We start from the raw sequence: 20,829 nt of genomic DNA, 5'->3' as shown, positions 1-20,829 counted from the left end.
TTGATATGACTTTGATTTTATTTTTTTCATTATGTGCTGTATTAACGGTCATTGTATCACTGGTGGTGATTTTTCCTTGGTTGCGTGCCAAGCGAAGCTCTGACAATCAGCTGATGGCAATTAATGTACAAATTTTTGGCGAACGCGTTGCTGAGCTTGATGCTGACAAGGCGGCAGGCGTGATTGATGAAGCCAGTTACCAAGCACAAATTACCGAGCTAAAACGCCAATTGCTTGACGCACAAACTGTTGCCGAAACTCATGCACCTGTCGGCGTGAAGGGTCGTGCGATTGTGATGATTTGGATTCCAATCTTGGCAGCAACCGCTTATGTGCTGGTTGCTGACCGTACCCCTGTCTATGCACTGTGGCAGGCACAAGATACAGTCGGGCAAGTTGCTGATGATTTGCTGACGGGCAAAATTGATGTGCCACCAGAATGGGCGGTCAAAGATTCGACAGCGTTAATCAGTGCCATGCAGACCAATGTTCATCGCTATGCTTATGATGCCAATCGCTGGATGCGACTGTCGGAGCTGTTTTTGATGCTTGATGCCAAGCCTCAGGCCTTGGAAGCACTGGCACGAGCCAATCGCTTGGAGCCTGATAACGATGAGATTGCCTTGATTTATGCACAGACCAGCGTATTTGTCAATGAAGGGCGACTGGATGCTGCCACTCGTGCTGCTTTGGAGGGTATTTTGGCAAAAACGCCAAATCACGAAGGGGCGATGATGATGATGGCAATGGGTGAATCGCGAGCAGGTAACTACACCCAAGCAAAAGCATGGATTGCCAGATTGCGTACCAATATCACCCAAAGCTCTGGCGATCGTAGCGAGGCGTTGGCAAGTTTGGATAAGCTCATTGCCAATATTAATCAGCAAGAAGCTGCTATCGCACAAGGCGTGTCAGTGGTGGTTAATATTGCTCCGAATTTGCTAAAAGAGGTTAAGCCTGATGAGGTGCTGTTTGTCTCCATCAGCGATCAGGCAGGCGGCGCTCCATTTGCTGTCAAGCGAGTGTCTGTCGCCCAGATACAAGGAGCGGGCGGCGTTAAGGTCAGCCTAAGCGATCTTGATGCCATGATGCCAGAACGCACTCTGTCATCGGCACGCAAATCAGCTGCCACGCTGGTGGTGAATGCTCGTATCAGTCGAGCTGGTTCAGCGATTGCTCAATCGGGCGACTTGTTTGCAAATCCTGTGGTGCTGGATAAGCAGACAGAGGTTGCACTGACCATCTCGCAGCTTGTGCCATAGCAATATTTGCTCTTGGTATATGGCGACAGATGGTTTGCTGGTTTTTGTCAGCCTATAATCGATGAATGTTGGTTGTGATTGCTTGTTTTTAAAAAATACCAAAGCGGGCAATCATCACGGCAAGTGGCTGGAGAAAAGCTCCAAAACCTTAATGATTGAGCGGTTTTTTCATAAATTACTTGAACAATTTGGCGATGTGTTTTATAGTAAAGGGTTGTACGCACTGCTAGCAGCCAAAAGCGGTGCGAGTTGTTGTGATAATCTTGGAGATGAAGATGATGCGTATTATTTTACTTGGGCCACCAGGTGCTGGCAAAGGCACGCAGGCTCAATTGATTGCCAAAGAATTTGGCATTCCGCAGATTTCAACAGGGGATATGTTGCGTGCAGCAATCAAGGCAGGCAGTGAGCTTGGTAAGATTGCCAAAAGCGTCATGGATGCAGGTCAGTTGGTTTCTGATGAGTTGATTATTAATTTGGTGAAAGAGCGTATCAGTCAGCCTGATTGTGCTGGTGGTTGTATCTTTGATGGATTTCCACGCACCATTGCACAAGCCGAAGCATTAGCAGCCTCAGGTGTTGATATTGATTTTGTTATTGAAATTAGTGTGCCTGACGATGAGATTGTCAGCCGTATGTCAGGTCGCCGTGCTCATCTGCCATCAGGTCGCACTTATCATGTGTTGCATAATCCGCCTAAGGTTGCCGACATTGATGATGTTACAGGTGAGCCACTGGTGCAGCGTGATGATGACAAAGAAGAGGTCGTACGAGATCGTTTGGCGGTATATCATGCCCAGACGGCAACCTTAATCGGTCATTATCAACAAGTGGCAGCATCGGGCGAAAATGCCCCAGCGTATCATAATTTTGATGGTACCAAACCCATTTCTGTGGTGCGTGATGAGATTTTTGCTGTTTTAAAATCTTAAGCTGTGTTTTTGGCATCTGCCCAAATGTTTGATACATTTGGGCATTTTTTATGGGCATTTTTTAGCGTTTGGCAAGATGTTCATAGAGAATTTTGCGTAACTGGGCAATGGTCTCTGGACTTTCGTGAATATTGTGCTTGCCTGCAATGATGGTTTCTGAACTTGCTCCTGCCAAATGCGAGCTGCTATAAGGGACAATGCCGTCCGAGATAGCTGCACCAACCGCATCTGCTGCCGAATCTGTGTTGGCTTTGTTGTTGCCAACCAAAGTATGATAGCGTACCTTTGGGCTGATTGTTACATCTTTTGTCAGTGTCATAAAGGCTGAGCGGTCGGACAGCTGGCTGGCACCATTTTGTAGGTACAAAGCACCCAGCACGCTTTGGTTGCCTTCGCTGATGGCTGCATTGACTGTTTTGGTCAAATCGACAGGCAGGCGAATAATGCGTCTGGCTGCCCGAGTAAACCAGCGATCAGCATAGTCAGTACCACGAAATGGGGCGGATAAAAATATTGCCGTATCCACCTGAGGCAGCGTGGACAGTGCCAATCGTTCGTCCAGTAGCTGCTTTTGATCAACGGACAGCTTGCTAAACAGTTTGTCCTGCTCGCCATCGCTTAGTTGATTTAAATACTGATTTAAGTCATCATCAGAAACCAAAAGGCGAGAGATGACGCCACCCATGCTATGCCCAATCAAAATCGCATTGCGACTGGCGGCGGTTGTGCCATCAGGGTCGACGCTGGCGAACGCTTGGCGAATCAGTTGATTGATTTGATAACGATTTTCCAAAATCGGCAAATTGGTCGAGTAGGCGATTTGCCATACTTGATAAGCATCATTGAGCTTGGGGTCGGCAAGCAAATTGTTGGTCAGATTTACCCAAGTGGCAGGACTTGATGCCAAGCCGTGCAGCATAATGATGACTTTTTGGTTGGGGTCAAAGGGCTTTAGCATAAAAAGCTCGGGCAAAGCCATGGCATCGCCTTTTGATACCATATTCATCAGGCTAAGCTGCTGGAGGCGATTTTCGTTAAGCCACAAAGCATAACTTGCCGAGAAATTCGCCGCCAAAGGATAGGGTCTGCCTTTGATGGTGATTTGGGTTTGTGCTTGCGGATTGAATAAATAAACGCCAAAGCGGTTGCTATTTAGCACTTCATCAAGGCTGTTGCCAGTAGGTTCGATAATTGCTGTTACTTGCAGATGTCCTGTGGTGTGAATGCGTTCGGCAATTGGCTTATTTGCTCGGCGGTCAAGACTGTTGGTGGTGTAGCGAGATTTTAGCGAGCCGATAAAACTCACCCCCAAGCCAGAGCGGCGTGAATATACATTCAGTTTGCTTAATCGAGAATCATAAGCAGAAACCAATTCGGAGAATACCTCGCCATCGCTTTTTTTAAGATATTCTAAATAGTATGGATAATTACTGATGGATAAATCCAGCTGATTGTCTGTGCCATTTTCTTGGCTTATTAGGGTGGAGAGCTGTACTTGTTGGTATTTTGGTTCTATTGATGGTGTGCTGAGTGAATGATGGCGAAGTTTGGCTGCGGCAAAAATACCCTTGTTGGCACGATACAGTTGGCTGATGATTTCATTGATTGCTAAGTGATAAAAGTCCAAAGTGCGAATATCCATTTCTTGAGGAATGGGACTGATGGTTTGGGTATTATTATTAAGTGCATCAAAAAACAAATAAGCATAGCTATTGCGTACGGTTTGGTACAGAGCATCTCGATAGTCGCTTTGGCATTGATTTTGGGCGTTTTGTTTTTCTTTTTTATTAGCCTCGCTTAAAGGTGCATTGGTATAATATGGATCAATTGGCGGTCTATCAAGCAGGGTTTTGCAGCCATCTTGCAGTGCAAGATACAGCGTGCGTGTATAATAAAGCTCGCTTAGCACGGCAAGCATGGGTTTGCTGACTTTGTCGTCCAAAAATGACGATTTTACCGCATCAATGCAGCTGTCAAATGTCGCCATGCAGCTTTCTTGATTAAATCCTGAACTTAGTAATGTAGAACGCGTGGCAGCACTAACCTCGTTATCGGTGATGATGCTGCTGCGGGTTTCTTGCAGAAGTTTGGCTGGGCTTTGTTTTGGTGCTTGTAGTGTGCTACAGCCAGCAGTTGTGGCGGTGATGAATAATGCCGCCATAATTTTGGCAGTCAGCGGAGAGATAAACTGTGCCATGAGTCATCAAAATGGGTTAAAGTTAGCAAGCCAAATGTTCAAAATTTGGCAAATACCCACACAACTTTGTATGGATATTTGCTATAGGATAAGTTCATTAAATATTGGCTAATTAACGAAGCGGCTTGACATTAATGTCGTTATCCTTGATATTCCAAATGTAGTAGCCGCCATTTTCAACGATGGCGATTTGCTGCTTGATGATTTCATTGTTTGGGTGTTTGGCAGCCAAATCTCGTAAGCGTTTTAGGGCGGAAGTTTTGTTGTCATTGAGCAAATCGGCTTGGGCAATGCTTTGCTCAGCCTCAACATTACCAAGCGATACTGCCTTGTCCAGATATTTGCGACCTTCTTTAAAGCCGCCAGTTTCTGACAGCATCATGCCAAATAGATAGTTTGCCTCGCTGTCATTTGGCTTTAATTGTAGGGCTTTTTGCATATGATTGCTGGCACGCAGTGTGTATGCCGTACCTAAGTTTAGGTTGCGTGCCATGCTGTTTAATTTGGCGGCACGCAAGATAACATCAAACGAAGCATCGCTGGCACTGGCATAAGGCTCAATCCAGTCAGACAGGTATTTGACATTTTCGGTGGTAATGTACTCAGCGGTGCGTGTTGGGAAATTGGTTGGATAATGGCGAGCATTGGGGGCGACATCATTGATAAATTCATCAATCAAAGTAACATCAAGAATGACCGTGCCTTTGGTGTTGGCAGGAATTGTTACCGTTGGGATATTTTTAATCTCAGTAACGGCAATATTTGGCGTTGGCAAGCCTTTGATGCTGGTTGTTAATAGATCGGCAATGCCAGCACGAGGCGTGATAATTTCGGTAATCTCACCACGCATGGTTGGGCTTTGGTAGCTGGTTGTGGTATTGGCGGTTGCAGTTGTGGCAATCATCGCCAAAGACAAGAAACTTAGTGTGAGTTTTTTCATAAAACCTTCCATATTACAGTAAATGATTGTATAAATATTTATTAAGCAATACTGATAAATAAGCAGCTATCTTGCAGCATAATTGGCCGTAGCCAAGAGCATCAGTAAGCCAAAACACTGTCAATAATAACAGATTTTATCACGCTTGACGGTAAAGATTTACAAAATTTTGCATAAAATATTGCCGATTTGTTTTTTCTTGCAACAGCCTTTAGCTTAACAAGATGGCTATGGCAGCGGTGTGCCATCAGTCTGAATTGGCAGACTGTCTTGGTACTGGTGCAATTTGGGATATAGCCACAGCCCAAACATCAGATTGATGATGGCGGTGATGGCAAATAACTGTGCCAAACTTAAACCAATCATGGTCAATATCACGATGGCAAATATTGCCGAAATAACCATAAACAAAGCATTAAAAATATTATTAGCACCAATAATGCGAGAGCGATGATCGGTTGGGGCATAGGCTTGCATACTGGCATATAGCGGCACGATATACACACCACCACTTAGGCCAACCAAAAACAGCTCGGCAAAAATCCCCCAAGTTTGGCGAAATTCAAGCAGGGTAAAAATGTCATAAGGCTCAATGGTAATCGGCAATGCCAGTTTGTTTAACGAAAAATACAACGCAGTGGCAGAAATGGATAGACCTGCCAGACCAAGCGGAATAAGGCGGAAGCTGATTTGGTTTTTGGTCAAGGTTTTGCACAACAATGAACCGATGGCGACGCCAAATGAGAACAAAGTCAGCAAAAAAATCACCACGGATTCATCACCGTGCAAGATGGTTTTGCTCACTTCAGGCACTTGGGTTAAAAAGGTTGCTCCATAAAACCAAAACCAGCTATTACCAATAATAATAAAAAATAATAAACGCAGTTGGTAGCAATATTTTACAATATCCCAGCTGGTGCGTGCGATATTCCAATCAATCTTCAGCGTTGGGGCATAGATGGTGGTCGTGGGAATTTGGCGTGCTGATAGATAGCCTAAAATTGCCACCAGCACCGTGATGGTTGCCAGCCAATATTCTGACAGATACAATTGGGTCAGTACACCAGCGAGTATCATACCTGTTAAGATTGCAAGGCTGGTACTGGTCTGAAAAACAGCATTGGCACCAACCAGCTCATCTTTGTGCATCACCTCTGGTAGGTAGGCATATTTGATTGGGCCAAAAAAGGTTGATTGCATACCCATCAAAAATAGGCTCAAAAATAACAGCCAATAAATTTCATAAACAAAACCAATTGCTGCCACTGCCATGATGATGATTTCGACCAATTTTACCAATTGGGTGAGTTTGGATTTTTCGTATTTATCGGCAATCTGACCTGCCAATGCCGAAAACAAAAAATATGGCAAAATAAATAGCATGGCAGCAAGGTTGTTGAGTAGGCTGACCTCAACACCTAGCTTGATGGCGGCTGAATAGGTCAGCACCAAAATCAGTGCTTGCTTGAACACATTATCATTAAATGCCCCAAAAAATTGGGTAAAAAACATCGAATTAAAACGGCGATGACGAAATAACGAAAGCTGACTTGCCATAAATAACAACTATCTATCAAACAATGATTAATTATGCACCGATATGTCGTAAAAATGCAACTTTGATTTTTATCGCATGCAAACTCTGCTATAATAGCAGGTATTTCATTTTTTATCTTGGGTTTTTTGTATGTCAAAGTTAGTTTTGTTGTCGAATCGCCCTGTTGTGCCAGTGCAGCTGTGGGTTTTGCTGCCGTTATTGACACTATCAACACTGGCGTCTGCCGCCCAAGATAATAATGCGGTCAATCAAAAACCGCCAGCGGTCAATAATTCACCTGTCATACCAACTGTCAATCTACTAAGCCCCGAACAAATCGAGGCACGGCTGGCAGCAGCAAACAATCATCAGCTGGTGGCGAGTGAATCGTCAGACAAAGCCGATACACCAATTGCTCGTATCAATGAGTCTTTTGTGCCAATTGGGCTGGATACCACCCAGCTAGAGCAGCTGCCTTCGGTGGCAGATGACAATAATCAGCAAGAAAACACCGCACTACTGAATCCTGATGACTATATGCCGCAGTACGAGGCATTTGTATTGCCTGATATAGCCGATGAAGAACAGATGCAAACAAAGACACCGCAGGTCAATGTGGTGCAGCGACTGTATGATAGAATGTTCAATGATGGCGTAAGCAAAGCTCCACGCCTAAAGGCAAAATTTTATCGCACAAGCGAAACAGGCGAGCGTATACCAATCAGTGCTGCCGATAAAAAAATCGAGCCTTATGCCAATATCAAAGCAGCACTTGAGGACATCACCCAAGAATCCGCGATGGATTTGCGTGGATCGCAGGCTCGCCTTCGGCAGACAGCATTGGCAGCAGCCAGAGCGGTGGGTTATTATGAGGTTGATTTGCAAATTATTCGCACAAGCCTTGGTGAGGTTGAGGTGCTGGTTCGTGATTTGGGCGAGCCTGTGCGAGTTGGTCATCGTGCCATTGAGGTGCGTGGTGCAGGTGCTGACAATCCTGCTTTTACGCAAACGGTGGACAAAATTGCCCTGCAATCTGATGAGGTATTTAATCATGGTCGCTATGAGACAAGCAAATATTCTGTAGAGCAAGTCAGTGCAGAGCAGGGGTTTTTTGATGGCAAATGGCTGGACAAATCGGTTGATGTGGTCTTGCCTGACAATGTTGCTGATGTCAATTTAATCTATGACACAGGGGAGCAGTATGATTTTGATGAAGTGGTGTTTTTTACCATTGATAAGCAAACAGGTCGGCTGACAACAGACCCAAACAAGCTGCCAGTCAAGCCAGAATTGTTGCAGCAGTTATTGAGCTTTGAGATGGGTGATGCCTATAATCGTCAAGCGGTGCGTGCATTATCAAACGATTTGCTGGCGACAGGTTATTTTAACATGGTCAATACTGAAACTGTCCTACCTGAAAGCGAGCAGACAGCTGGGATTAATTTTGAGCAATCATCAGGCGGTGATGCTGATAATAATCAGACAGTTGCCAGTGATGAGCAGCAAGGTGAAAGCATTACTTTGGCAGATGGTACGATGGTGGATATTGCCCCGATTGAATTTAGTGCCTCGGAGCTGATTAAAGACAAGCTGAATTTGGTCGCTGCCAAAGCACGCCGCCTGTATGATATGCCTGATGATCGTGTGCTTGCCATTGATAATAATAGCAAAAAAAACCGCTCATTGCTTGGCAGAATCAGCGATGCGGTCAGTGGCGTGGCACGAGCTATTTTGCCTGATGAGCCAGAGGCTGAATTGTTTAATCTACCTGAAGGAGCAGAGCGACCAGAGCTGGCTGGACGCAAAACGCCACAGCAAGTATATCAAGACAAAAAAGTGCCATTGTATATTTTTGTCATGACGGATAAGCCCAGAGATGCCCAAGTGGGTGTCAGCTGGGGATCGGATACAGGTGCAAGGCTGATTGGCAAGTTTGATCACAATCTTATCAATCGCAAGGGCTATCAGGCAGGGGCAGAAATTCGCCTGTCCGAAGACAAAAAGGGGCTAAAACTATACGCCTCCAAGCCGATGAGCCATCCACTAAATGACAAATTGCGTGCCAGCTTAAGCTATGATGAGGAAGTATTTGGACAGTCTACAGGCGGTTTTGATTTATCATCACGCACACTTGAGCAGATGCTAAGTCGCACCATTGTTAATAAAACAGGCTGGAATCGCACTTATTCTCTCCGTTACCGTCTGGACGAGTTAGAAACCAGAGCAGCACCAGAGACTTGGCGATATTTGCCTGTGGATTTTGTTGATGGTCGTCCAACCCAAGAGGCATTGCTTGCTGGATTTGCACTTAACAAAACAGTGGCAGATGATTTGGTAAACCCAATGCGTGGCTATCGTCAGTACTATTCGCTAGAAGCAGGCACAAAAAATTTGCTGTCCAGTGCCAATATGGCGATTGCACGAGCAGGTGTCAGTGGCGTGTATAGTTTTGGTGATAATGTGTATGGCAAAGACCGTGCCCATCAGCTCAGTGGTAGTTTGCAAGGGGGGTATATCTGGTCGGATAATTTTTATGATGTGCCATATCGCTTACGCTTTTTTGCAGGGGGTGATCAGAGCATTCGTGGGTATAATAACAACAGCTTAGCACCATTAATTGATGGCTATCTAAGCGGTGGTCAGGCACTGGCAGTTGGCAGCGTTGAGTATAATTATGAAATATTAAAAGATTTGCGATTGGCGGTATTTGCCGATGCTGGCAACGCCTATGACAGAAATTTTAGCAACGAAACCAAAGTCGGTGCAGGACTGGGCATTCGCTGGGCATCGCCAGTTGGTCAGGTGAGAGTTGATGTTGCAACAGGATTAAAAGAAGAAGGCACGCCGATTAAATTACACTTTTTTATTGGTACGCCATTTTAGGCATTTGGCAACTTGAGTGATTTGCCATGATTGGTATCACAGCATTTGTGATGGCTGCTTGATTAAAAGCGTGCCAGCTGGCTATTGAAAAAGCGTGGCAGCTGGCGATGCGTGCCAAAAAATTGATAATTTTTCTTATTTATGGTTAAATAACGCTTTATAACTTAGACAGGGTGACGAGGCAAGACTGGGGCATGACCACATCAAGCACATCATTGATTTTATTGCACAAATCAGCTGCATTGCACGCTGATGATTTGCAGTCGTCTGTCCATCTATCCAGTGATGGTGCGTCCGATTTGCCACCTCCTGCCGATATTGCCAACCACCAGCAGGATTTGCCACCACCAAACCCTTCACCCAAGCGACCTCGCTGGCTGGTTTATCTGTTGCGATTGTTGATTGCTGCGGTGGTGGCAACAGCCTTGTTGTTGGTATCTTTGTTGTATCTTATAAACACAGATACTGGCTCAAAATTTTTGGTCGAAAAAATCGCCCTCGAAACAGGCGTGCAGCTTAAGTATACCGAAGGTTCGCTGGGGAGGGGTATTTGGCTACAAGATGTCAATATCGCCCAAGGTGAGGATATTACTGTCAAGGTCAATCGTGCCTATGTGCAGTTTGGTTGGCGTGCGTTATTTGCTCGGCAAGTACATTTGGTGAATGCAGATATTGACAAAGTGCTGGTCATTAACAAAAAACCAGCCACAGGCGAACCATTTGATTATGCCACCATCAGTCTGCCTGTTGCATTACAGCTTGATAATGCTAAGGTGAATGAGGTTCGTTATGAGCAGACAGGCAGTGATTCTGTGCGATTGCACAGCATTGCCTTGTCATCTGCCAAGTGGTCAGGCTCGCAAGTTGAGCTGGTTGATGCGGCTGTCAGCTATGGCGATGTGGTTGATGTTCGTAAAGCCACAGGCAAGATTGATTTGTCAGGTGATTATCCACTAACTGCCACTGCTGATGTGCGCGTTGCAGCACTTGACAAGGTATACTTTGACACTTTGTCTGTCAAGGCTTCGGGCAGTTTAAAGCGTACCACAGGCAGTCTGGTTAGTCGCTATAATCAACAAAATATCACAGGCAGCTTTATTGCCCAAGGTTTGGATAAAAATTCACCTTTTGAGGCAAAACTTGAATTTGCCAAAGTTCAGTTGCCATACGCCGAAGAACAAAATATCACGCTAACAGATGGGGTTATCACAGCAGCAGGCGTGGTATCAAATATTGAGCTGCGAATTAATGCTGATTTGACCGCCAAAGATATCCCCAGTGGACGCTATCATGGGCGTGGTATCGTGCGTGATGGTGGCATGGATATTCCATTTTTACAAGCCAACACGCCACAGGGTGTATTGACTGCTTCGGGCAGTATGCAGTGGTCGGATAAGTATCAGCTGGACGCTACTATTGTTGGTAATGGTTTTGCGATTCGTAACGCCATGCCGATTGAATATCGAGAATATCAGGCGTATTTGCCACAGACGCTGACTGGTCGTTTGGGGGTGAAATATTATCTACTGGACGAAAATAACGACACGCGTTTTGAATTTGACCTAAATCAACAAGACGGCGAGCGTATTTATGCCACGCTTGCCCAAAATCAAGACAGCACCGATGCCCCATGGCGTATTGATGCCACATGGGCAAATCTTATCCGCAGACAAGTTCCAAAAATTGACACAATCAACAGCCGCCAAGGGCAGCTTAGCCTGCGTTTGGAAGAGGGTCGCACCTATATCGCCGCCGATGCTGATATTGATGCACTAAATGCAGCACCGCGTGGACGCTATCAGTTGCAAGCCAATATTGAAAAAGGCGAGCGGTTGCATTTGACAGATTTTCGCTATCAGGGTGTGATGGGTACTCTTGCTGGCATAGGGCGGCTTGATTTTGCCACGACAAATGCATCGCTGACTTGGCAGGTGGATATGCGTGCTGACAGCTTACGCCCCAATGCGTATTTTGCCACGCCCAACCAAACCCCATTTGATACCATCACAGGTCGCATTGTTGCTACAGGGCGTATGCGTGAAGAGGGCAAGGCATCTGTGCATGAGATTTCGCTTAGCGACAGTGATTTGCTGGCACGGCTAACAGATGGCAAGCAAGTTGCTTTGGCAGGTCAGGGCAGCAGTACAATCAAGCTGCAAAATGGACAAATTGCCCACTTGGTTGCCAAGTTTGATGGCGATGTCGAGCAAGACATTTTGCCACAACTGGCTAAGTCGGCCGTTGGGCTACAGCTTGAGGGGAATTTGGAGCAATTAACCATTAACCGTGCCAGCCTGTCAGGTGATTCTGGCAAGATTGTGGCAACGGGAAAACTGGCTCTGACGCAGGGTGTGGATTGGGATATTAAGGGCAAACTTGAAGAGGTGGATACCGCCAAATTTGTCAATAATAGCAATCTGGTTGCAACTTTAACTGGTGATTTGCTAACGGCAGGCAGTTATCGTGCAGGTAAGTTACAGCGTGTATCGGCAAATTTTGCTGGTCGTGTGGCAAATAATCGCATGACCAACGGTGTGCTGAATTTTGACATCACAGGTTCTGATTCTAAATTTGTCATCAATCGCTTGGTGCATCAAGGCAGTGCAGGTAATCTTGATGCGGCAGGCTGGCTGGATATTTCTCGCGGTGTGGCATGGCAGCTTGATGCCAAGATGGCATCGCTAAATTTGGCGGCGTTTGTCAAAAATCTACCAAGCAAATTAAGCGGCACGGCAAACATTGCAGGCAGTTGGCAGGACGACAGACAGATTGTTGATATTCAAACGCTTGATATTGCTGGCACATACAATGACTTGCCACTGATAGCGACAGGGGCATTATATGCCGAGCTTGCTCTGCCAAAAGATATGGCAGGTTATTTGCAAAAAATCAAACAAACCAGCCGTCGCCCAACTTCTACCGATGAGTTGCTGTCATTACGCCAACGCATAGACAGTAATGCACGCCAGACCCAAAATATCATTCGCAAGCTAACCGCCGATGATCTGAAGGTGCAAATTGGCGATAATATTGTCCGCATGGCAGGTGATGAAAGCCAGTTTACCACCAGTGTAAGAGTGGTGGATATGGGGCAGTTGATTAACAAGACCAGCGGTGCAATCACGGGTGGTGTGATTTTAATCAATGATGACAATGCCTTGCCAACTTTATATATTGACACAACAATTAATGCCCTGCGAATGCCAAATTTGCTCATTCAAAATGCTCAAATACTGGGCAAAATTGTCAATTTGGGCAATAGCGACAGTCAGCTTTTGGTGCGTGGTGAAGATGTTATCGCACTGGGCAAGGTGATAAAGGCAGCACGGATTGATTTTGCTGGTACAGAAAGTGAGCATACACTGTTTGTGGCAACCAAAAGTGGCGATATTGAGGCGGTGGCACAAGTGACAGGATCGCTTGACCGCAAAACGATGCGATATTCAGGTGTGCTGTCTGATGGCTCAATCAAGAGCAAATTTGGCGAAATGACCCAAAGACAGCCTACAGAATTTGCCTATGGGCTTGGCGATAACAGTATACAGGTGGCAGCACATTGTTGGCAGACGCAGTATTTGCGTAATAAGGGCGAGGGTGTAATTTGTCTACAAGATACGCTTAGCCATACACCAAATTCTGGCAATGTTAATGTTGTTGTCCAAAACTTGGATACGCAGGTGTTTTCTGCCGCTTTGCCCAAAGATATTCAGTGGCAATCGATGCTCAATGGTCGTGCCAAAGCCAGTTGGCGAGCTGGCAGCAGACCTGAGGTTGATGTGGTGCTGTATTCGGACAATGGTAGCATTGGGCTAAATCAAGAGGATACAGGCTATGTTGATATGCCATATCAGCGGGCATCAGTCATTGCCAAAAGTGTCAGCAAAGGCTTGCAGATACGCACCGATGTGCTGGGCGTGGCAGGGCGTGGTTATGCTGATGTGGTGATTGACCCTTATCAGCCCAACAAGCCCATTTCGGGCAGACTTGCGATGAATGAGCTAAATCTTGCGGTGCTGCGTCCATTTTTCTCCAATTTGCAGACATTGACAGGCAGAGTGGATTTGTCGGGCAGACTTGATGGCACGCTAAAAAAACCCTTGTTTTATGGCAATGCCAAACTTGACCAAGGAGCTTTGGCAATCACTGGTGTGCCACTGGCATTGTCAAACATTCAAGCAGGGCTAAATATTGAAGGCACACACGCTGTGCTTGAGGGTAGTTTTGTCGGTGGTGAAGGTCAGGGCGTGCTGACAGGTGAGCTGGATTGGGCGACAGAAATACAGGCAAAACTGGGCATTATGGGCGAGAATTTGAGCGTCAATCGTCCACCGCTGGTTATTGCACAAATCAGTCCTGACCTTGAGATTGTTATCAAACCCCAACAAAAATTTGTCGATGTTCAAGGCGTGGTCAGTATCCCAGCTGCAACCATTCGCCCACCTGAATCAACCGCTGAGATTGTCAGTGAATCAGCTGATGTTTCGGTGTTGGATCGCCGTATGACTGGCAATATTGATCAGGTGCTGGCAGTGGTTGAGCCTTGGAATATCAATGCCAATATCGGTGTGGATTTGGGCGGTGATGTTGAGTTTCGTGGCTTTGGGGCAAGATTACCACTGGCAGGGGCGTTGCATCTGACCCAGTCAGGACAAGGCGTTATGCAAGCTCTGGGCGTGATTCAGGTGTCGGAACGCACCAAGATTGATGCCATTGGGCAAAACTTGGACTTAAACTACGCCCAGATTCGCTTTGATGGTAATATGACCAATCCACGCCTGTCTATCGAAGGCGAAAAGCAGGTGGAAGGACAGACAGTCGGTGTGCGTATTCGTGGCACAATCAGCAGCCCTAATATCACCGTATTTAATGATGCAGGGCTAAGCGAGCAGCAGGCGATGAATGCACTGGTTACAGGGCGTATCAGTCAGTCAAATGACGCTGGCATCACCGAACAGGGTTTTCGTTCACAAGTTACCAACCAGCTGGCGGCGGCAGGCTTGAGCCTTGGATTGTCCACCACACGCAATCTGACCAACCAAATCGGTCAGGTGTTGGGGCTTCAGAGCTTAACCATTGATGCTTCGGGCAATTCTGAAGATACCAATGTCAATGTTACAGGCTATATCACGCCAGATTTGTACATTCGCTATGGCGTTGGCGTGTTTAATGCCGAAAGCAGCTTATCAATGCGTTATCAATTAACTCGCCGTATTTATATTGAGGCAACCAGTGCAGCAGAGAATATGGTTGATGTGATTTATCGTTGGAAATTTTAAGAGGCTGGTTTTGACCCATGAATGCCTGACGGGCTTATTTGCTTATTGCGTAGATTTTTGACAATTAATATCACAAAAAACCAAACAAGCACCACTGGGTGATGCTTGTTTGGTTTGGAGAAAGTGAATAATCTGATGGTTTGGTTATTTGGTCAAAATCAAGCGATTATTGCGAGTTAATCGCAAGCGATATTCCTCGCCTTGATGTTCGATGCGTACTTCCTTGGTCATGGCGAACAAATTTTGTGAATATAGGGTGGGTAGGCGAATGCTCTCACGATTGCTAAAATAGCGAGCGATACTCATAGTCATGGCGTTTTTCCTTCTATTGGCGGGTGATGGGTGGTTATCCCAAGCCGCATGCTAAACTATTGAATTGTTTGAAATCAAACAGCTTGTTGTTGCACAATGCAACCAAAATGATAATGGTTTGCTAACAGTGATGATATTTGTTGTTAAACAATAACAATTATCATTTGTTGATATAATAGCAAAATTTCAAAAAAATGCAAACCCAAATGATAAAAATTATCAAAAAATTTTGTAACTTATTGAAAATAAAGCAATTATGAACCAAAATAACTCAAACAAAGCACAAAATCCACCAGAGTTTTGCACCAAGCAAGTGGCAGACACGCAACCAAAAAAGCAAAGCTTATTGGCGGTAGCGGTAGCGGTATTGCGTTATCAGGAGTGGTTTTTGCTTGCTCTTAGACAGCAGCATCAACACCAAGGGGGTAAGTTTGAGTTTGTTGGTGGTAAGATTTGCCATGGCGAATCCGCCAAATCCGCCTTGGTTCGCGAGATACAAGAAGAGATTGGTTTGTCATTAAAAACCGACCAGATGGTTTTTATTGGTAGGATTAACCATGATTATGGCGATAGGGCTGTTATTTTGCATATTTATGAAGCAAAACTTAATAAAGAAAATTATCATTTTCTGCGTCAGCAGCATACAGGTCTAGAGGGGCAGTCGCTGCACTGGTTTGATATGCCAACGCTCATTAAGCATAAAGATAGTCTGCCTGCTGCCAATGCTGTGATTCTTGACTGGCTTAATCTGCCAGATACTTTGTATGTTAGTCATGCTCTTCATCAGTTTGTAGATACCGATGCTTTTGTGGCGTATTATGTCAATCGCTTGCCAAAAGATGCTTTGGTTTATTTGCGTAGTCAGTCAGACGAAAATACTGATATTGATATTTTAAAAAAAATAAAAAATATACGCAAGGATATTGGGTGGGTTGTTCGTTACGCTGTTTATCAGCAGTTGTGCGATGATTCCAGTTTGTCAGAGCTTACAAAGGGTGTGATGGTGAAGCTGACCGCTGATGAGCTTGAATATTTTGCCAACAACCCCGAGCAGATGCGTGATGATGTGGTTTTGTTGCTTGGTGTGCATGATGAACAGGAGGCTTATCGTGCCAACCATCTTGCCAAATCACGCCGTGTGTTGGCGGCATTGGTTTCGCCAGTTTTGCCAACCGACAGCCATCAAAAGAGCGAAGGGCTGGGCTGGGAGAGATTTGCAATGCTCAATGAATTGTGCGATGTGCCATGTATTGCTTTGGGTGGTATGAAAATTGAACATTTGCCAATTGCCAAATCCTATGGTGCAAGGGCGATTGCTGGCATTCGTAGATTATTAACATAAATTTATAGATTATTAAGATAATATTTATATTTAAATTGATAACCGCCATGCAATTTGCAAGGCTGATGATTTGATGGGCATTGCTTGAAGTGGCTTTGTTTAATAAGTAAATTGATTGATTTAAAATAGATACATTGCAGGAGTTGTGATGGCTTGTATGATATGCCAAATTTATTAACTGGCATTTTTGATTAAATAATGATACTTGGTTAAAGCATTATCAGTGCGGTAGTTGTGATAAATTATCTTAAATTTAATCGTCTTAAATTTTATATATTTTTATAAAAAATACCCATATTTCAAAAATAAATTAACATTGCCAAGCCGCCCAGATTATTTTATAATTTGGGTGTTTTATTATTTTTGTATTCATGATTAATTCATCATCAAAAGGACGAAGCTATGTCAGACTTATATTCTACCCATTTATCAGCTCGTAAAAATCAAGAATCACAAGCGGTTGAGCTGTTGGTTGCTTTGAGTTCATTGGCAAAAAGACAAGTGCAGCTGACATTTTTGGGCGAGCGTGTACGCCTAGATGTGGCAACCATCATTGCACTGCATGATGCAGCAGAACTTGCGGTGGCTGATACGCTCTCCTTGGCACAGGCATTAAATGAAGCAGCCATCAGCAACACAGCCATTGATATCGCCCAAGCGGTGCGTGCAGGCAAGTCTGTGGCGGACTTCACCAGTGGTGATGAGCTGGGGGCAACCGATGTGGTGCTGTATGGATTTGGTCGCATTGGCCGTATTTTGGCAAGATTATTAATGAGCCGTCCTGCTTCTGACAAAGGCTTGCAACTAAAAGCAATCGTGGTGCGTCCAGCAGGTGAGGGCGACCTTGCCAAGCGTGCCTCACTGCTAGAGCGTGATTCGGTGCATGGGTGGTTTGATGGTTCGGTGCAAATTGACACCGAAAATAACGGCATGATTGTTAATGGTCGTTTTGTTAAGATTATCTATGCAGCCGATCCGAGCGAGGTGGATTATACAGCACATGGCATCAATAATGCCATCGTCATTGACAATACAGGCAAATGGAAGGATGAAGCAGGGCTGGGCAAACATTTGGCAAGCAAAGGTGTGGCAAAGGTGCTACTGACAGCACCAGCCAAAGGCGAAATCAAAAACATTGTCTACGGTGTCAATCATCAAACAATCGGTACTGACACCATCGTATCTGCCGCCAGCTGCACCACCAATGCCATCACGCCAACGCTGAAAGTATTGCATGACGAATATGGCATCATCAATGGCCACATGGAGACGATTCATGCCTTTACCAATGATCAAAACCTTGTGGACAATCACCACAAAGCCGATCGCCGTGGCCGTGCAGCACCGCTGAACATGGTGATGACTAGCACAGGGGCGGCATCAGCGGTTGCCAAAGCCATTCCAGAGTTAAAAGGTAAATTGTCTGGCAATGCCATTCGTGTGCCAACGCCAAATGTTTCTTTGGCAATCTTGAATCTTAATTTTGATAAAGCAGTGGGCAATGCCGAGTCGCTCAATGCCTTTATTCAGGAAAAATCACAAAGCCAGCAGTGGCAAGAGCAAATTGCCTATTCTGATTCACCAGAGGCAGTATCGACTGATTTTGTCGGCTCAGAAAAAGTTGCCATTTTTGATGCCAAAGCAACCATCGCCGAAGCCAATCGTGCAACTTTGTATGTGTGGTATGATAACGAAATGGGCTACAGCACGCAGGTGATTCGTGTTGCCGAAGAGATGGCAAAGTAATCATGTGAGCTGGTCTAAGTTGTCAGCTGTTAGGCGATTGGCAACTTAGTTTGTGTGTTTTTGCCACCATGCCATTTGATTGCTGGGTAGATACTATTCATGATTTGAATAGAAATATAAGACGAGAATTTATTATGAGTTTGGTTATCAGTTTACTTATCATTGTTATTGGCTTGGCAGTATGGTTGATGTCAATTTATAACAACTTGCAAGCTAGAATGCAAGATATTCGCCAGCAGTTATCAAATTTGCAAGCGGCATTAAAAAAGCGTCGTGATTTGATACAACAAGTCTATAGCATTGCTAAAGAATATCAAGACCATGAAAAAACTGTTCAGATTAGTATCAGTCAAAATTCAAGCTCACTACAAGATATCAGGGCATTGTCGCAATCGCATCCAGAACTTAGAGCAAATCAAACCTATTTGCATCTCATGCAACAACTTGAGGCTGTTGAGCAACAGATTTTAGATCGGCGAATAAAGTATAATGAAACTGTCAATATCTATAACAGAGAAAGAAATCGCTTCCCTGCTGTACTGATAGCACAAAAGTTATCCTTTGGTATAGCACCGTATTATGAAGATAATGAAGATGAATTTTTGCATAAAGCACAGGTGTTTGAGCGTGATGACAGTGAAGTGCTGCAACAGATCATGGCAAAGCAAACTCAATCAATTGGTGATGCATTTAATAAGATACAAGATAAGGCTAAACAAGGACTTGAAACTGGACAAGAGCTTGTAAATAAAAATGTAGAAGTCTTGCAACGCAGACAGGAGTATGAAAAAAATCCAAATGTACAATCGGGTAATAAAGACAGTACCAATCAGGATTAATTTTTTATTTTATTTTCAATAAAAACAGTCAGGTTTGGCTGTTTTTTTGTTGGTTTTGAATTAAACATTAAAATTCAGTACAAGGATTGATTGTTATATTTTGCATGATTTGTTTTTGCCAAGCAAACCTGCCATAAATATGCTACAATGATAATCAACTGAAGAAAAATTGAGAAAAATATGCGTTTTATTGATGAAGCAGTCATTAGCGTAAAAGCAGGCGACGGCGGTAATGGCATTGTGAGTTTTCGCCGAGAGAAATTCGTCCCAAAAGGTGGCCCTGATGGTGGCGACGGCGGCAAAGGCGGTGATGTGTATGCCATCGCTGATGATAATACCAATACGCTGGTGGATTATCGTTACACAAGAAAATTTGAGGCACGCCGTGGCGAAAATGGCGGCAGCAAAAACTGCTCGGGCAAAGGAGCGGAGGATATTTATCTTGCTGTGCCAATTGGTACAACCATCATTGATACCGACCTTGATGTGGTGATTGGTGATTTGACCGAAAAAGGACAAAAAATTCTCATTGCCAAAGGGGGTGATGGCGGTTTTGGCAACACACACTTTAGATCTTCCACCAACCAAGCACCACGCAAGGCAACGCCGGGCTTTGCAGGTGAGAGTAGAAATATCAAGCTGGAGCTAAAAGTGGTTGCCGATGTTGGTTTGATTGGCTTGCCAAATGCGGGCAAATCCACCTTTATCCGCCAAGTTTCTGCCGCTCGTCCAAAGGTGGCTGATTATCCCTTTACAACACTAGTACCAAATCTTGGGGTTGTTGATGTCGGCACGCATCAGTCATTTGTGATGGCGGATATTCCAGGTTTGATTGCAGGGGCATCTGATGGTGCAGGGCTTGGCATTCGCTTTTTAAAACATGTGGCACGCACACGGCGGTTGCTACACATTGTTGATGTGCAGCCAATCGATGGCAGCGACCCTGTGGATAATGCCAATATTATCTTAAATGAATTGGCAAAATTTTCTTATGAGCTTTCTCAGCTGCCACAGATTTTGGTCTTAAACAAAATTGACCAAATTCCACAAGATGAGCAAGATGCTGTTTGTGCTGATATTATAGCAAGGCTGGGCTGGACAGGCACTGTATTTCGCACCTCAACTTTGACAGGAGAGGGTGTAGAAGCGATCAAGCATCACCTGATGCAGGCGATTGAAGATGAACGCTTGCGTGAAGCCGAAGATTTGGAGTTTGCCCAAGCACAGGCTGAGCGTTTTGCCAGATTGGAACAAGAGGTTCGCCATAATACCGAAATCCAAAAAGAAGCCTATCGTGCCATGCGTAAGCGTCAGCGTGAAGGGCTGGTTGATGATGACGAGGATTTTGATGAAGATGACTATGATGTGGCGGTGGAGTATGTGCCTTATTGATTTTAAGGAGTTGAAATGTATTTTTTGAATGTGCCTTATGCCCAAAAAGATGTGGTGAAGGCAAAGGGGGGGGCGTTGGAATCCTTCGGTAAAAAAATGGTATTTTGAGCATTTTGATGATATTGATAGGTTTTTACCTTGGCTGACTGATGAACTGATAAACAAAAGAAA

At 44.8% G+C, this 20,829-nt stretch carries 12 protein-coding genes; 8 read left to right on the top strand and 4 right to left on the bottom strand.

Annotated elements, in window-relative coordinates:
• Positions 1–5 precede the first annotated feature (5 nt).
• Both ccmI and adk read left to right on the top strand, forming a co-directional pair.
• Entirely contained in the window at positions 6–1,262 is a 1,257-nt protein-coding gene (gene ccmI, locus BW928_RS04595) for a c-type cytochrome biogenesis protein CcmI (protein WP_076555064.1), read from the top strand.
• Positions 1,263–1,540: 278 nt separating this feature from the next.
• Complete coding sequence (gene adk, locus BW928_RS04590; RefSeq protein ID WP_197719017.1) at positions 1,541–2,194, top strand: adenylate kinase; 654 nt, start codon at positions 1,541–1,543, stop codon at positions 2,192–2,194.
• Positions 2,195–2,255: 61 nt separating this feature from the next.
• On the opposite strand, the gene BW928_RS04585 is transcribed toward adk, so the two are convergent.
• From BW928_RS04585 to BW928_RS04575, 3 genes are all read right to left on the bottom strand, one after another.
• Entirely contained in the window at positions 2,256–4,391 is a 2,136-nt protein-coding gene (locus tag BW928_RS04585; RefSeq protein WP_076555062.1) for an esterase/lipase family protein, read from the bottom strand.
• 112 nt (positions 4,392–4,503) lie between these two features.
• Positions 4,504–5,331, bottom strand: a complete 828-nt coding sequence (locus BW928_RS04580; protein ID WP_076555061.1) for a tetratricopeptide repeat protein — start codon at positions 5,329–5,331, stop codon at positions 4,504–4,506.
• A gap of 228 nt (positions 5,332–5,559) precedes the next feature.
• Positions 5,560–6,888, bottom strand: coding sequence for an MFS transporter (locus BW928_RS04575; RefSeq protein ID WP_076555060.1), 1,329 nt, complete (start codon positions 6,886–6,888; stop codon positions 5,560–5,562).
• Between the two features lie 130 nt (positions 6,889–7,018).
• Between BW928_RS04575 and BW928_RS04570 the strand changes: the two genes are divergently transcribed.
• Positions 7,019–9,751 (top strand): autotransporter assembly complex protein TamA, encoded by a 2,733-nt coding sequence (locus tag BW928_RS04570; RefSeq protein ID WP_076555059.1) that lies wholly within the window; start codon positions 7,019–7,021, stop codon positions 9,749–9,751.
• A 194-nt stretch (positions 9,752–9,945) separates the two neighbouring features.
• The gene (locus BW928_RS04565) at positions 9,946–15,027 is read left to right on the top strand and encodes a translocation/assembly module TamB domain-containing protein (protein WP_076555058.1); all 5,082 of its coding nucleotides are present in this window, start codon (positions 9,946–9,948) and stop codon (positions 15,025–15,027) included.
• Positions 15,028–15,171: 144 nt separating this feature from the next.
• On the opposite strand, the gene hemP is transcribed toward BW928_RS04565, so the two are convergent.
• Positions 15,172–15,333, bottom strand: coding sequence for a hemin uptake protein HemP (hemP, locus tag BW928_RS04560; RefSeq protein WP_227516546.1), 162 nt, complete (start codon positions 15,331–15,333; stop codon positions 15,172–15,174).
• A 262-nt stretch (positions 15,334–15,595) separates the two neighbouring features.
• On the opposite strand from hemP, the gene BW928_RS04555 reads away from it, so the two are divergent.
• The 4 genes from BW928_RS04555 to cgtA all read left to right on the top strand — a co-directional run bounded on the left by BW928_RS04555 (position 15,596) and on the right by cgtA (position 20,658).
• Positions 15,596–16,681, top strand: coding sequence for an NUDIX domain-containing protein (locus BW928_RS04555; RefSeq protein WP_078310012.1), 1,086 nt, complete (start codon positions 15,596–15,598; stop codon positions 16,679–16,681).
• 402 nt (positions 16,682–17,083) lie between these two features.
• Positions 17,084–18,427, top strand: coding sequence for a glyceraldehyde-3-phosphate dehydrogenase (locus tag BW928_RS04550; RefSeq protein WP_076555056.1), 1,344 nt, complete (start codon positions 17,084–17,086; stop codon positions 18,425–18,427).
• 134 nt (positions 18,428–18,561) lie between these two features.
• Positions 18,562–19,266, top strand: coding sequence for a LemA family protein (locus BW928_RS04545; RefSeq protein WP_076555055.1), 705 nt, complete (start codon positions 18,562–18,564; stop codon positions 19,264–19,266).
• A 180-nt stretch (positions 19,267–19,446) separates the two neighbouring features.
• A complete protein-coding gene (gene cgtA / locus BW928_RS04540) occupies positions 19,447–20,658 on the top strand; it encodes an Obg family GTPase CgtA (protein WP_076555054.1) in 1,212 nt (403 codons plus the stop codon).
• Positions 20,659–20,829 lie beyond the last annotated feature (171 nt).

The organism is Moraxella cuniculi DSM 21768 (assembly GCF_900156515.1).
Classification (GTDB): domain Bacteria; phylum Pseudomonadota; class Gammaproteobacteria; order Pseudomonadales; family Moraxellaceae; genus Moraxella; species Moraxella cuniculi.
This window is presented reverse-complemented; position numbering and strand designations above follow the sequence as displayed.